15 protein-coding genes are annotated in these 13,843 nt (G+C 65.8%); 4 read left to right on the top strand and 11 right to left on the bottom strand.

Annotation, left to right across the window (positions count from 1 at the left end):
• Positions 1-16 precede the first annotated feature (16 nt).
• Positions 17-691 (top strand): YoaK family protein, encoded by a 675-nt coding sequence (locus HYG77_RS14080; RefSeq protein ID WP_159918731.1) that lies wholly within the window; start codon positions 17-19, stop codon positions 689-691.
• Here HYG77_RS14080 and HYG77_RS14075 read toward each other — a convergent pair.
• The 7 genes from HYG77_RS14075 to HYG77_RS14045 form a co-directional block, all read right to left on the bottom strand.
• Positions 658-1,392, bottom strand: coding sequence for a hypothetical protein (locus HYG77_RS14075; RefSeq protein ID WP_208962970.1), 735 nt, complete (start codon positions 1,390-1,392; stop codon positions 658-660). The two genes, HYG77_RS14080 and HYG77_RS14075, sit on opposite strands and share 34 nt — an antisense overlap.
• A complete protein-coding gene (locus HYG77_RS14070) occupies positions 1,379-3,802 on the bottom strand; it encodes a hypothetical protein (RefSeq protein ID WP_208962969.1) in 2,424 nt (807 codons plus the stop codon). The genes HYG77_RS14075 and HYG77_RS14070 overlap by 14 nt, the downstream gene beginning before the upstream one ends.
• The gene (locus HYG77_RS14065; protein WP_208962968.1) at positions 3,799-4,134 is read right to left on the bottom strand and encodes a hypothetical protein; all 336 of its coding nucleotides are present in this window, start codon (positions 4,132-4,134) and stop codon (positions 3,799-3,801) included. Before HYG77_RS14065 ends, HYG77_RS14070 begins: the two co-directional genes overlap by 4 nt.
• Positions 4,135-4,187: 53 nt before the next feature.
• Entirely contained in the window at positions 4,188-4,817 is a 630-nt protein-coding gene (locus HYG77_RS14060) for a class I SAM-dependent methyltransferase (protein WP_208962967.1), read from the bottom strand.
• Between the two features lie 86 nt (positions 4,818-4,903).
• A complete protein-coding gene (locus HYG77_RS14055) occupies positions 4,904-5,671 on the bottom strand; it encodes an SDR family NAD(P)-dependent oxidoreductase (protein WP_109325932.1) in 768 nt (255 codons plus the stop codon).
• Between the two features lie 103 nt (positions 5,672-5,774).
• A complete protein-coding gene (locus HYG77_RS14050; protein ID WP_109325933.1) occupies positions 5,775-6,260 on the bottom strand; it encodes an LppA family lipoprotein in 486 nt (161 codons plus the stop codon).
• A 104-nt stretch (positions 6,261-6,364) separates the two neighbouring features.
• On the bottom strand, positions 6,365-8,005 hold the full coding sequence (locus tag HYG77_RS14045; protein ID WP_244461311.1) for an alpha/beta hydrolase: 1,641 nt from the start codon (positions 8,003-8,005) through the stop codon (positions 6,365-6,367).
• A gap of 80 nt (positions 8,006-8,085) precedes the next feature.
• On the opposite strand from HYG77_RS14045, the gene HYG77_RS14040 reads away from it, so the two are divergent.
• The 3 genes from HYG77_RS14040 to HYG77_RS14030 all read left to right on the top strand — a co-directional run bounded on the left by HYG77_RS14040 (position 8,086) and on the right by HYG77_RS14030 (position 9,515).
• Entirely contained in the window at positions 8,086-8,394 is a 309-nt protein-coding gene (locus HYG77_RS14040) for a type VII secretion target (protein ID WP_208962965.1), read from the top strand.
• A gap of 118 nt (positions 8,395-8,512) precedes the next feature.
• Positions 8,513-9,103, top strand: a complete 591-nt coding sequence (locus tag HYG77_RS14035; protein ID WP_208962964.1) for a dihydrofolate reductase family protein — start codon at positions 8,513-8,515, stop codon at positions 9,101-9,103.
• A gap of 58 nt (positions 9,104-9,161) precedes the next feature.
• The gene (locus HYG77_RS14030) at positions 9,162-9,515 is read left to right on the top strand and encodes a hypothetical protein (protein ID WP_208962963.1); all 354 of its coding nucleotides are present in this window, start codon (positions 9,162-9,164) and stop codon (positions 9,513-9,515) included.
• Positions 9,516-9,524: 9 nt separating this feature from the next.
• On the opposite strand, the gene HYG77_RS14025 is transcribed toward HYG77_RS14030, so the two are convergent.
• The 4 genes from HYG77_RS14025 to HYG77_RS14010 all read right to left on the bottom strand — a co-directional run bounded on the left by HYG77_RS14025 (position 9,525) and on the right by HYG77_RS14010 (position 13,802).
• Positions 9,525-9,872, bottom strand: coding sequence for a UBP-type zinc finger domain-containing protein (locus HYG77_RS14025; protein WP_109325941.1), 348 nt, complete (start codon positions 9,870-9,872; stop codon positions 9,525-9,527).
• A complete protein-coding gene (locus HYG77_RS14020) occupies positions 9,865-11,313 on the bottom strand; it encodes an ATP-binding protein (RefSeq protein ID WP_208962962.1) in 1,449 nt (482 codons plus the stop codon). The genes HYG77_RS14025 and HYG77_RS14020 overlap by 8 nt, the downstream gene beginning before the upstream one ends.
• Before the next feature lie 13 nt (positions 11,314-11,326).
• A complete protein-coding gene (locus HYG77_RS14015) occupies positions 11,327-13,003 on the bottom strand; it encodes an FAD-dependent oxidoreductase (RefSeq protein ID WP_109334799.1) in 1,677 nt (558 codons plus the stop codon).
• A gap of 100 nt (positions 13,004-13,103) precedes the next feature.
• Positions 13,104-13,802 carry a TMEM165/GDT1 family protein gene (locus tag HYG77_RS14010; protein WP_109325943.1) on the bottom strand — a complete coding sequence of 233 codons (699 nt, stop codon included), beginning with the start codon at positions 13,800-13,802 and terminating at the stop codon, positions 13,104-13,106.
• Between the last annotated feature and the right edge of the window lie 41 nt (positions 13,803-13,843).

The following is a 13,843-nucleotide window of genomic DNA, read 5'->3' as shown; positions in this document are numbered from 1 at the left end:
CGGTAGGGGTGGTCAGGTGGAAGTGCCGAAGACATCCACGACGCTGCGGTTCGCTCTGCTGCTCACCGCCGCCGGCGGCTTCCTCGACGCCTACACCTACATCAGCCGCGGCGGGGTTTTCGCGAACGCGCAAACCGGCAACGTCATCCTCATGGCCATCGACCTGTCGGAGCGGCACTTCCACGCCGCACGGGCACACCTGTGGCCGATCCTCGCGTTCATCGTCGGTGTCGCATTCGCGCACCTACTCAAAGGCGAACTCGCCCACAGCGTCTTCGACCACCCCATCCGGATTGCCATGGTCGCGCAAATCGTCGTCCTCGTCGCGGTCGCGTTCGTTCCCGCGAACGTCCCCAACGCGGCGGTGACCGTACCCATCTCCTTCGTGGCGGCCATGCAGTTCGGTCTGTTCCGCACCATCGGTTCGCTGTCGTACATCGCTGTCGCCACCACGGGCAACCTCATGCGCTTCACCGAGTCGGCGTACGCCGGATACATCGAGAAGGTCCCTGAATCGCGCCAGCACACGCGGGTGTACGCCGCCATCGTCGGCAGCTTCGCCGGTGGAGCCGTCCTCGGGGCGTTCGCCACCCGCTACTTCGGCGGAGCCGCCGCCTGGATCCCAGCCGCCCTTCTGTGCGGGGCACTCGTGCTGTTCTACATCGACGACCGTCGACGCCGCCGACTGTGAGCGGATGTCGAGTACCTGCACTCCCGGGCGGTGACGTCGCCTACTCCGGCGTCGCGGGCCCGATCCACTCCGGATACTGCACGGCCACCGGCATGGTGGGAGGTTCGAATCCGGGCGGGGGGGACAACGACCGCGGACGCGTTCTGCGTAAAACCCGGGAGTTGTCGTAGCCACCAATCAATGCAACCCTGCGGCATCTCGTCGCCCTTCGTCGGTCGCAGGTAACGGAGCTTGGTGATTTTCCAGCCGTCGAACACGTTCCACAACGGCAGTCGGTTGGCGCGGGGGTCGTGTCGGGCGGGGTCGGTATCGGGAATGCCGGGTAGGCCGTCCTCGCCGATCCGCTCGAGTTCGATACGGTAAGCGAGGTTGAGACCTTCGACACTGAGATTCACGCCGGGATCGGTATGCAAGTTGTAGCTACATACGGTCGCCCCGATACCTGTGGCCGTCTCGGCGTAGCCGGTGATGTGGAGGAAGTTGGTGAGGGCGATTTGCTCGTCCTCTCCTGGTTCGGCCGAGGTGAAAAAGTCTTCCTTGTCGGCGTTGCTTCGTCGTGTGGGGCCACCGACCGCTTCGGGATAGCCCGGAAAGGAGCGGGACTGCCCGACGAACCTTGTGTAGTCAGCGGACTCGTACGTCGCCCGCACCAGCTCTGGACCTCGCTGCAACAGTTCGATGCCCGGGTCAGCGGACCACACGTTGCTGTAGAGAATGGCGGAACTCTGTTCGACCGGGCGGGGCTCTTCTCCGCCTTCGGATCCGCAGCCCGCGGCGAGGACTGTCGCAGCCATGACGGTCCCCGCCAATCGAACACTTCTGCTTCCAACCGTCATTTCGCACCACGTCTTCGTAGCCATTGCGAATTCTCTCACCATTGCCATCCGTGGGATCACCGAGACGGCTGAACATCGTTTGGAATCCGTCTTTGAACAGCGTGCGAGATTCTGGCGCAGATTGAACATCCTCCCAGCTCCGCAGACCACCCGAAGTGTCGAATGCCCAAGGGAAGTCGATGCGAAAATTCTCTGGAAGTTCAGGCGTCGCTTGGAGAATGTTGTAGTAATCGCGGTAGAAGTCGGGGGCTTCGAGGGCGACTGACGGTGCCGGACCCGGTGCCTTGCCGATGATGGCGTCCTTCAGGGGGTCGCCGCCCGCGTCGATCATGGTGTTGATGTATTCACCGCCCGGGAGTCTGTCTATTCCGAGGCCTCCGAGGCTCGTCAGGGCGCCGTAGGCCGCTGCTTTGCGGTCGTAAATGGCTTGCGCCTGTTCGGCTTTGTCGCTGTAGCTGTCCTCGGTCGAGAGGAGTAGTCCTCTGTCCATGAGGCCGTGGATTCGACCCGCTGTGGAGAGGTCGCCACCGGAGAGGGGCGCCGAGGGGTCCTGCGCGTACCGGCCCTCTGCGGCGAGGATTTCCTGCATCGACGACTGGGTGAAATGTGTTCCTGCTTCCGGGTCGGTGTTGAGGACCGCGAAAACATTCGACGAGCCGCCGAAGTGGTTGTTGTCGGCGGGATCTGCCCAGGTGCCGATATCGAATCCGGGGGTCTCGGGCCTCCCGGCGCCGGCGAGGTCTCCGACATACGGGCTCATGCTGTGGGACACGGTCCGAAGCAGGTCCGGGTTGACCTGCCCGACGGATTGGCCTTCGGTACCGGGAATGTTCCTCAGCGTGTCCCAGTCGGTGCTCATGTTTTCCGCGACGGCCGACATGATGCTGCCGGTGCGGGTGGCGGCGGCGACGTCCGCCGGGTTGTTCGTGTCTTCGACGGTTGCATCACCGGCCCCGAACTCGAAGAGCGTCGAGGCTGCCTGCCCGTTGTCGGACCAATTGTGAACCAGCACATCGCGAACCAGTCCTTGGCCGGTGTCGGGATGAGTGACCGCATTCTCGACGGCGATCTTGTCGTCCGCGACGGCCGCGAAGATACCTTCGGTGATGGCCGTGTTCTCGGTGCCGCGGCCGTCGACGGTGAAGTACTCGAACTTGTGATTGGGGTTCTGTTCGTGCGCGACCTGGGCGTCGAGGTACTGGCGACCTACGTCGAGTAGGTGCTGATCGAGGCCGCTGCCGACCTGGTACTGCGGATCACCGGCCTCGACGACCTTCGCGATGGCCTGATTGTCCGCGACACCGTTCAGTTCGACGCTGGAGGCGCCCGAGGAGCCCACCATCTTGAAGTCGCGGATGACGAGGTCGTCCCGGGTGAGCGATTCCCGCATCTTGTCCGGCAGCAGGGCTCCTCCGCCCTTGGTCGGCACCTCGGAGTCGCCGGTGACGGTGGCGGTGACTTTCTCGTTCGAGATGAGCTGGAGCGAGTTTGCGAGGGAGCGTTGGGCGTCGGGCGGCAGCTTCTCCATGATCTGCTGGATCTCTTGCGGACTTTTCCCGTCGAGCGACCGGCTCACCTGGTTCAGGTACTCCATCTGGGACGCGGGGATGGTAGCGGCATTTCCGCTGTTCACTGCATCGAGCTGTGCGGGCGTCAGGGCACCCGCCTCGCCCAGCCTCCGGACCTGCTCCGGGGTAAACCCGCCCGGGTCGGACACGAGGTCGGCCGCATCGGTGCGACCCTGGTCTGCGCCGAGCGCGGCGGCGGACGTGAAGGCCGCCCGCAGGCCGTCACGCGCCGTGTTCAGGGCGTCCCGGACAGTTCTATCGGCATTCACTGTCGCTGTCGCTGCGTCGGAGAGGTCGCGCTGCCAGGCGGCCATGTCGTTCGCTCGAGCGGCGTCCGCCTCGGAATTGACCGGATCCGTCACGACCAAGTCCTCGGATACGCGGAATTGGGCTGCTTCTGCGCCGACGATCGCCATCCGGGCGCGTTGCAATGGCGCATCCACTTCGTGGAAACCCTGCTTCGCCCGGTTGGCGAGCGCCTCGAGGTGATCGACGAGGGCGAGGGCGGTCTTCTTGTCGGCATTCGCCCGACCCTGGGCGGCCTCTGCGGTTTTGCCCTCCCAGTATGAGTCGTTCACCTTCGTGACGCCGTCGACGTAACGGCCGAACAGGTCCTCGACCTTGACGCCGAGCGCAATCCACGCGCCACCGAGCTCGGTCAGCAGCGACGGATCCCACGATTCGAGCTGCGTGCGGGTGACGGTCATCCTTCAGCGTTCCAGTCACCCGTGGCGTCTGTGTACGCAGCGACGAATCGGTCGGCGGACGCGTCGTCCTGATCCCGGTATTCCCGGGCGACGTTGATCATCACGTCACCGGTTTCGCCGAGCCGCTCGACGAGAGCGGGGACGAGGGATCCGTCGATGAGATCACCCGAGATGCTGCACGCCTCGAGGACGGAAGACATGACGCCGCCCGGGCTCGACATGAAGGGGCCTGCCGCGGGGCCGACTCGTAAACTGCCCGCCTCCCCGGCCAGGCCGCGCAATACTGCCCCCAGCTTTTCGAGCTGGTCCAGATCAGCTTTCAACGTCCCCACAAAGGCCCCCTTCGACTGCCGGCCACTTCGGCCGGCTCCCCCCACCGTCAGCGCTAGAGCCTAGCGGGCGGTGCGGCCGCGTACCCGAGGGAGTAGGCGCCGACCACCTTGGGAGTGGATTTTTCGTAGAAGACGTCGAGTTCCCGAATGTCGAAACCGGCGTCGGTGAGCAGGGCAGGGATGTCGCGGGTGAGGTGGCAACCACCGGCCACGGTCTTCTGGATGGGCTCCAGCCGGTGCTGCCATTTCTGGACCCCGGCGTCGGGGGCGAGGCCGTGCTCGACGAAATGCAGGGTTCCGCCCGGCCTCAGCACTCGGCGCACCTCACGCAGTGCGGCGCCGATATCGGGAATGGTGCACATCGTCCAGGTGGACAATGCACTGTCGAAGCTGTTGTCCAGGAACGGGAGCGACTGACCGTCCACACCGGCGCGGTCCACAGTTACCGGGGACACGCTCAGCCTTTTCGCGGCCAGCTTCCAGCCGAGATCGGCTGGTTCGACGGCGCTCACGGAATCGAGATCCGGTGGATAGAACGGGACGTTGAGGCCGGAGCCGAAGCCGATCTCCACAACGCGCCCGTGCAGTCCGGCGCAGACCCGTCGGCGCGTCGGCTCCGTGAATTTCAATCCACAGCTGATGTCGACGAGCCGCGGAACGATCCGATCAATGTAGAAACCCATGCCGTCCTCCCATCAGGGCGCTTCGCGCCCCGTGCGCGGGTGAAGAGTCCAGAGACTCGTTAACCGCGCACGGGCGGCGGAGCCGCCTACCGCGGGGCCATGCGCAGCGCGCCGTCCATACGAATGGTCTCACCGTTGAGGTAGTCGTGTTCGACAATCATCTGAGCGAGCTGCGCGTATTCGGCGGGCTGGCCGAGGCGGGAGGGGAACGGGACCCCGGCCTCGAGTCCCTTGCGATACTCGTCGGTGACGCCGGCGAGCATCGGGGTGTCGATGATGCCGGGGGCGATGGTGTTGACGCGGATGCCGAACTGGGCGAGGTCGCGGGCGGCGGGGACGGTCATGCCGTGCACGCCACCCTTGGAAGCGGAGTAGGCAATCTGGCCGATCTGGCCTTCGAACGCGGCGACGGACGCGGTGTTGATGATGACGCCGCGCTGCCCGGACTCGTCGACGGTGTCGGTCTTGGAGATGGCGTCGGCGGCCAGTCGCATGACGTTGAACGTGCCGAGCAGGTTGACGGTGATGACCGTGCGGAACAGTTCGAGGTCGTGGGGGCCCTTCTTCGACAGGATGCGCCCGGCCCAGCCGACACCGGCACAGTTGACCACGATGCGCAGCGGCAGCCCCGATTCGACGATCTTCGCGACTGCGGCCTGGACCTCGTCGCCGCTGGTGACGTCGGTGGCGAGGAGGGTCACGCCTTCCGGGACGGTGTCGCCGGCGCGCTCGATGGACTGCTGCAGGTCCAGTCCGAAGACGGTGGCTCCGGCGTCGACGAGACGCTTGGCGGTGGCGGCACCGAGGCCCGACGCTGCTCCCGTGACCAATGCGGCGGTTCCCTGAATTTCCACTGTTCGAATCCTTTTCTCCGGCTGACCCGAGTTGGTCAACCCTGGTGACCTGCACCATAACGCGGCCAGCTCATGGCAGCAGAGGCAAGGTGTGCCCGACCGGCTACTCCGTGGAATTCCCGAAGTCCGCTCGCAGGTAGCGGCACCCTGTTCGACCGCTTACCAGTGCGGCTCGCGCTGTGCCGAGACGAATCTCGTTGCCGTCACCGCTGTGGAGTCGCACGTTGTGGTCTCCCGGTCGATCTGCCCGTACCTCGATGTGCGCGAATCCGTGTGCCGTCGCAATGTCTCGAGCCGCCCGGAGCACTGCGGGCCACTCGGCGTCGGGGATGGGACTCGTCGAATACATGTCGGGAAGAAAGACCGACATCCCGGCGGTACTCGCAAACGGCACTGAGCAGCTTCCCTGAGTCCGGTCGCCCGCCGATACCCAGCGAAGCGTGGGCACGATGGTTGCGGCGGCGTCAGCGATCTGGTGCGCCACGCTCGCGACCGTCGCTTCCGCGTCCTCTAGCGGAGACCACTGGCGCATCCGCCCCTCGGCGGCCGCAATGTCGGCGGCAGTGCCGTTGTACGGGTTGTCTGTCATTGCACTCCCCAATCCTGTGACGGCAGCACCTCCTGTGACGGCCGTCAGAAAAATCCCCACGGCAATTGCGGCGGCCCGGTGAGCCGGGCGACGGCGGTCGGCAATCACCGAACCACCCTCTCTGGCAGCCCGGCCACGATTGCCGACATGTTGTACTCCGACATGGTTCCCCGGTGCGGATACCCGCTGTGCCCCAGTGCGCCGTCGCGAAAAATCCCGTCCGGGCTCATTCCCTCGTCGACCGAGAGTTGTTCGAAACTCATTGTGCCCGGATCGGGGCCGAACCTGTGTGTCTTGCCTACCTCGGTGACGAATCGGTCGTCGGCGGCTTCCATCACGTATCCGTGCCCGTCGCGCAACCCGAGGTCGGACTCGTCGTCGGCGTTGACGCCAGGAGATCCGTAGAACACTGCGTCATCGACCGGCTGGCCGGGGCTGGGATCCTGGAGTGCCAGGCCAGTCGTGTAGGAACCATACGAATGTCCCAATGCGGTGAGATGCGGATCCGATTGCCGAGACGCAACATTCACCCCTTCGTAGAAGGCGGCGAGCTTGACCGCTCCGGCAGCGGCCCGGTCGCTCTGTGTCACGTCCAGCACGCCTCGAACCGTGTCGAAAGTCCCCGGTCCCATTGTCTGCGGCGGCTCGTATCCCAACCACGCGATCGTCGCGACCGTCTCGTCTCCCCGGCCCTGAAGACGCAACTGCTCGACGCTGGTGTCTCCCAACGAACGTGCCTCGCCGACCATTCCCTCGAACGAGTCGACGATGGTGGTGTTCAGTCCGGGCGCCGTCACCGAGATGTGCTCGGCGGTATCGGGGTCACCCACCGCGAAGGCCGCCATGCCTCGCTCTCCAGATTTCAGGTCGAGCAGCATCAGCCGGCCGTCCGGATTCTTCGCGACGACCTGCTCGAGTGTGCGCAGATCTTTCATCTTTTGTTCGGTGTACCACAGCGCCGCATCAGCATTGGTGAATGCACCGCCGAACGGAGCGTCGTCGATAATCGACTGCAGCCGGTCGCGTTCGGCTGTCAGCCGGACCCGCTCGTCGTCGAACTGGTTGAGGTTCGCCTGATGCCGCGCCGCAGAGGGGAGGCCGTCACTGCTTCCGACCCACTCGGGATGGCGCTCGAGTATTTCCCTGCGTTGCGACTCCGGCATTGCGTCCCAATACTTCCGGTTCTCCAGCGGGGAGGCGTTCTGCGGTGGCGCCGGGGCAGGCAGTCTGCCCTGCTGATCGGCTGCTTCGAAGTCTCCGGCGCCCCGATCTCCGAAGCCACCGCTCATCGCGTGTGTGAGCACGTGGGCTGCGTCGGCGTCGATGTCCTCGGCCTCGAGGATCAGCGCTCGCGCACTCGACTCGAGGGCATCCCGGACCGCGAACTCGTGCTGCCGCCGTTCGGAAGAATTCGGCGCATCGGCGACCGCACCGGCATCGGACACCACGAACGCATTGTCGTCCGCCGTAGCCATCAGCGCGGCGACCTCGAGTTGGACGTGCAGAACAGCGTCGAACGTGTCCGCCGTGACCCGCCGGACCGCGCCGATCACCGCACTCTCGTCGGCGAGGTCCTGCACTACCACCTGAAAAGCACGTCGTGCTGCCTGCGCGGCTTCGCCCTCCCAACCGCGCAGATCACCGAGTTCGGTAATCCGCCGCCGCACGTCGTCGATGGCGGTGATGCGTGCCGACAGAGCCTGTTCCAACTGTTCGAGCGCGACGGTGTCCCACTCACGAATCATCTTCAGATCCACGGTCCCCCCCGGGTGCCACTGTGCACGTAAGGTAGCGGAGCACGGCCGGATTCGTAAAGGGGGATGTCGTGGGGGAGTGGCAAACTGTGAACGTCGATGTCGTGGAACTGCGTGTCGTAGCAGGGCAGATGGAGGGGGTGTTCACGGAGGCGAATACGGCGCTCGCGGCCATCGACGGGGTGATCGCCCGATCATCTGCGGCGTGGGCTGCCACGTCGCGGGCGGCTTTCCCGCAGTTCTGCGCTTATCTCGATACGCGGCGAGAGGCGCTTCTCGGCGACCTCGCCAGAATTGCCGACAACCTCGCCGGTACAGCCACTCGCTATGACGGGCAGGACAGGGCCATCAGCGACGCAGTGTCGCGCCTCCTCCCCTGAGTGCGGAGAAAAGCCCGGACACCGTTCTGTTCGTGGTTACAGCGGGCGCGATGAGTTTCGAACGGCTCGATGGTCTATCCCTTCGTCATCCCCGTAACGAAAAAGAGGAGTGAGTCCCGTGCGCGTTGTGATCATGGACTTCATCAGTTTGGACGGTGTCGTGCAGGCGCCCGGCGGCCCGGAGGAGGACACCGACGGTGGTTTCGCCCACGGCGGCTGGTCGCATCCGTTCTTCGATCCGGAGGCGATGGGCACCGCTTTCGACGACGCGTTGAGCGGGGCAAAGGCGTTGCTGTTCGGGCGGCGCACGTGGCAGACGATGGCCGCGGCGTGGCCGGAGCGGGCAGGCGACCCGTTCGCCGACCAGATGAACGCCATCCCGAAGTATGTGGTGTCCTCGACACTCGGCGACGACGAACTGACCTGGGAGAACACCACCCGCATTCCCGGTGGCGAGGCTGTCGCAGAAATCCGGAAGCTGCGGGAGAGCGGTGACGGCTCGCTGCTGGTGATGGGAAGCGCCACACTGGCGCGGACCCTCCTGAGCGAGGGCCTGTTCGACGAACTACGGCTCATGATCGAGCCGGTGATCCTCGGCGGCGGCAAGTCGATCTTCCCCGAGAACGGCGGGCTCCGGACTCTCGAGCTGGTCTCCTCGGTCACGAGCAATACGGGCGTGCACGTGTGCACCTACCGGCCTGTGGAGTAGGCGGGTAGGTTGTCTTCGCGTGCGCACGGGAGGCGCAGGCAAACGGTGGGGGGGACGGATGACCGGGAATCAGATCGAAGTCGACCGCGAGGCGCTGCTGCGCTGCATCGCGGCATGTGACGCGCTGGCGTCGGACATGGCGGAGTTGCGGCTGCGGGCGTACCGGGAACTCGCACCCGACAACTTCGGTCTGGGCGAAACGCATCTGCGGTCGGCCGCGGCGCTGGCAGAGCGCTTTCGGGCGACGGCCGTGGGCGGTTCGGGTGTGGCGGACGAGAACACCGCGGTCGGTGTTCTCGCCGCGCACGAACGCCACGCCGCGGCGATGAAGGCGACGTTCGAGGCGACGCTTGCCCGCTACGACGAACAGGACGCCGCGACCGCAGCACAAGTGAACGGTGCCGGTCTCTAGGTCGGCAGATCAGTGGATGTGTTTCTGCCAGTCCTGCGGCACGCGGTCGGCGGGTCCCGGAATGGTCTGCTCGAGCGGATGATGCTGCGGTGCAGCCAGTTCCGGGCCCTGGAACGCTTGATCGGTGGCGTAGTTCCAGAACCACGATTCGCCGGGCTCGAAGCTTTGCACCACCGGGTGGCCAGTGTCGGCGGCGTGCCGGCTGGCGTGCTGCGCCGGGGAGGAGTCGCAGCATCCCACGTGTCCGCACAGTGCGCAGCGCCGCAGGTGCACCCACCACCCACCGGCGGCGTCGCATTCGACGCAACCGGTACCGCTCGGTGCGACGCTCGTGTCGATGCCTTCCACTTCACCCATGCGAATCTCCTTCCATCGCTGTCACTTCCGGCTCGATCGGGATGCGAACCTGGAAGCGGGTATCACCCGGCTCGGAGTGAACACGGAGATCGCCGCGGTGTTTCTTCACCACGATGCGCCAGGAGATGTCGAGGCCCAGGCCGGTGCCTTCTCCGACGGGCTTCGTGGTGAAGAAGGGTTCGAAGATGCGCGAGCGGATCTCTTCCGGCACACCGGGACCGGTGTCGCCGATCTCGATGAGCGCCATGTCGCCGTCCCGCCGGGTGCGGACGGTGAGAGTGCCGTGCCCCTGCATCGCGGCGACGGCATTGTCGATGAGGTTCGTCCACACCTGGTTGAGTTCCGCCGCATAGGCAGGAACCTGAGGCAGGGAAGCGTCGTAGTCCTTCACCACCGCGACCGAGTCGCCGATCTTGCGTCCCAGCATCACCAGCGAACTGTCGAGCAGTTCGCGAAGGTCGACGCGCTGGTACGGGGCACGGTCCATCTGGGAATACTGCTTCGCGGCATTCACCAGAGTCGACACCCGGGCGGTCGAATCGGCGATCTCGTTCATCAGAAGCTCTGTCTCGATGGTGTAGTTGAGCCACCGCATCGTGCTCTCGACCACCGCGTCGTCGTCGACGCTCGCCACGATCCGCTCGAGCCAGGGGATGTCGAGGCCTGCCTGCACGAACGTGGGAGCGAGGTCCCAGCCGCCGGAGACGCCATGCGTGTCGAACCAGTCGCCGAGCTGGTCTTCACGATCCGCGGCTTCCAGCGGTGTGAGTGTGGGGGCTTTCGCCACCAATTCAGCCGCTTCCTCCTGTAACCGAATCAGTGTCGCGAGTGCCTGCCGGTCGTACACCCCGGACGCGATGACACCGAGCTTCTGCCGCATGTGCGACACCCGGTCGCGGAGCGAGGCCGTCGCCCGGACTGCGGCGGCCGCCGGGTTGTTGAGCTCGTGCGTCAATCCTGCAGACAGTGAGCCGAGGGCGAGGAGCCGCTCGCGCTGGTCGACGATCTGACGGGAATTCTCTGTGCCGAAGAACAGCCCTTCGAGGAGGTGAACTGCCATCGGGAACCACTCGTGCATCAGGGCGCCGAAGCGGTCGGCATCCAACACGAAGAACCGGGACGGCGTGGTGACCCGCAACGATGTCGTGTACGTCTGAGGTGCGCGATCGCCGAGATACGACTGCCACGCCCCGGCGTACACGCCGCGCTGAGAGGTTCGGTTGACCTCGATTTCCTCGCCCCCGGACAACTTGCCGAGGACCAGTTCGCCTTCCATCAGCACGTAGAAGCAGGTCGCGGCATCGCCCTCGGCGAAGACGGGACCCGGTTCGATCAGCTCGACGCGACCGCTTGCGCACAGCTGGCCGAGCTGGTGATCGTCGAGTTTCTCGAACAGGAAGAGCGTTCTCAGCTCCTCCGGGGAACAGGAAAGTGTGGTCACGTTCTGCCCCCGGTCACGGTTGTCCGATGTAGCGGTGCACGAGCATGACAGCCATCGCCCCTTCACCGACTGCCGACGCCACCCGTTTGGCCGACTCCGACCGAACGTCGCCCGCGGCGAAGATTCCGGGGACGCTGGTTTCGAGGTGGTGCGGAAGCCGGTCGAGTGGCCAGCCGCTCGGCGCCTTCCCGTCCACGACGAGATCCGGGCCCGACACCACGAATCCGTGCTCGTCGCGAATCACCACACCGTCGAGCCACTCGGTGCGCGGGGCGGCCCCGATGAACAGGAAGAGGAACCCGGCATCGACGGTCTCCTCGTACCCACCAGCATTGTCGCGCAGCCGGATCCTCTCGAGGTGGCCGTCCCCTTCCACTCCGACCACCTCGGTGCACGGCCGGACGCGTATTCGCGGGTTCTGCTGAATCTGCTGGATCAGGTAATACGACATCGAGTCTTCGAGCGACTTCGCCCGGACCACGATCGTGACGGTGCGCGCACCGCGCGCCAGGTACATCGCGGCCTGCCCGGCAGAGTTGGCGCCGCCGACGATGTACACATCCTGATCCGCGCAGCGGGCCGCCTCGGTGACGGCCGACCCGTAGAAAACCCCACGTCCGGTGAGCTCGTCGATCCCGGGCGCGGGGTGGCGCCGATAGGAGACCCCGGTGGCCAGAATCACGGTGTGCGCGTCGATGGTGTGGCCGTCGGCGAATCGCACCGTGCGCGCCGAGCCGTTCACCTCGAGAGCCACCACGTCGCGCGTGGTGATCAGCTCGGCCCCGAACCGAGTTGCCTGCCGACGGGCGCGGTCGGCCAGCTGGGCGCCGGACACGCCGTCGGGGAATCCGAGGTAGTTCTCGATACGGCTGCTCTGACCCGCCTGCCCGCCGGTTGCCGTCCGCTCGACGAGCGCGGTGCGCAAACCTTCGGAGGCGCCGTAGACCGCGGCGCCCAGCCCGGCGGGACCGCCTCCGACGACGACGAGATCGTAGAAGTTCTCCGACGGCGACGTCCGCAGCCCCAGCCGATTGCCCAGCTCGGTGTCGGCCGGCTCGACCAGGACATCACCGTCCGGGCAGATGACGACAGGCAACCGCAGTCCGTCGGCACCTGCGGCGGCGAGGAGTCGCTCGCCTTCCGGTTCGTCAGACATGTACCAGCGATACGAGAGTTGGTTGCGTGCGAGGAACTCGCGCACCTCCGACGACCGGGCCGCCCAGCGGTGGCCGATCACCTTGGTTTCCTCCACCGGGTGCCGCTCCGACGACGCCCACGCGTCGAGCAGCGCGTCGACCACCGGATACAGCTTCTCCTCCGGCGGATCCCAGGGTTTGAGCAGGTAGTAGTCAAGGTCGATCACGTTGATCGCCTCGATCGCCGCATCGGTGTCCGCGTATGCGGTGAGCAGCACGCGACGGGCCACCGGGTAGAGGTCCATGGCTTTCTCGAGGAACTCGATTCCGCTCATGGCCGGCATGCGGTAATCGGCGAGAATGACCGCGACGGGGTCGCCGCGCAGTTTCAGCTCGCGCAGCGCTTCCAGTGCGGATTCGCCGGACTCGGCGCGGATGATGCGGTACTTCTCGCCGTACCGGCGCCGTAAGTCCCGCGCGACGGCGCGAGATACTCCCGGATCGTCGTCGACTGTGAGAAGCGCGGGTTTGGCGCTCGCAACTGGATGGTTCACACACGCCTCTCGTCCGCGGAGAACATTGAGCAACTTTCGCGTCGAGTATCGCCCGTACTGCGTGACGTTGTCGACTCGCCGGGAAGACACCGGAGTGCGGTCAGTGCAGCAACTCCTGATCCTTCACCGGAGCGTGCGTCCGGCGACGGGACCACACGGTCCGACCCGCTACGACAGCGACGGCGGTGACGACGACGGCGCCGGCCGCGAGTGGGCCCGCCGCGCTGCCCGGGAGCAGACCTGCCAGCAGCAACCAGGCCCCGAAGGCGAAGAACGACACCGCAGCACCGATGCGGATGACTCTCTCCGGCAGGTGCTTGCCCAGGACCGCGCCGAGCAGGATAGCCAGGGCGTCGGCCGCCACCATGCCGACAGTCGAGCCGATCCACACGCCGACCGTGTCGTGGTCGGTGGCGAGGGTGATGGTGGCGAGCATCGTCTTGTCGCCCAGTTCGGCGAGGAAGAAGGCGGATGTCACCGCCAGGAACGCGGAGCGGGCGGTGCGGCCGGCCTTGAGTTGCTCATCGTCGCTGAGGCGGTCACCGCGCAATGTCCACGCACCGAAGATCAGGAACGCGACCCCACCGACCACACTGATCGCGCCGGTGGGAAGTGCGACTCCGAGGCTGTGACCCACGGCGACCGACACCAGATGCACCACCGTCGTCGCGACCGTGATGCCCGAGATCACCACCCACCACCGGTAGCGCAGCGCGAACGTCATCGCCATCAGCTGGGATTTGTCACCCAGTTCGGCGACGAAGATCACCCCGAAACTCAGCAGCACGGCGGCCAGCACAACATCCTCCTCCAGTAGTCGGTCGGAGGCGCAAAAACCCT

The organism is Rhodococcus sp. ZPP (assembly GCF_017656075.1).
Classification (GTDB): Bacteria; Actinomycetota; Actinomycetes; order Mycobacteriales; family Mycobacteriaceae; genus Rhodococcus_F; species Rhodococcus_F oxybenzonivorans.
The sequence above is the reverse complement of the archived record's forward strand: the minus strand, read 5'-3'. Positions and strand labels throughout refer to the sequence as shown.

Excerpts from the sequence above, each read along its gene's own strand:
- HYG77_RS14025 (WP_109325941.1), bottom strand. The coding sequence starts at position 9,872 with ATGGGTGAAGTGGAAGGCATCGACACGAGCGTCGCACCGAGCGGTACC.
- HYG77_RS14045 (WP_244461311.1), bottom strand. The coding sequence starts at position 8,005 with ATGATTCGTGAGTGGGACACCGTCGCGCTCGAACAGTTGGAACAGGCT.
- HYG77_RS14060 (WP_208962967.1), bottom strand. The coding sequence starts at position 4,817 with ATGGGTTTCTACATTGATCGGATCGTTCCGCGGCTCGTCGACATCAGC.
- HYG77_RS14070 (WP_208962969.1), bottom strand. The coding sequence starts at position 3,802 with ATGACCGTCACCCGCACGCAGCTCGAATCGTGGGATCCGTCGCTGCTG.
- HYG77_RS14050 (WP_109325933.1), bottom strand. The coding sequence starts at position 6,260 with ATGACAGACAACCCGTACAACGGCACTGCCGCCGACATTGCGGCCGCC.
- HYG77_RS14030 (WP_208962963.1), top strand. The coding sequence starts at position 9,162 with ATGACCGGGAATCAGATCGAAGTCGACCGCGAGGCGCTGCTGCGCTGC.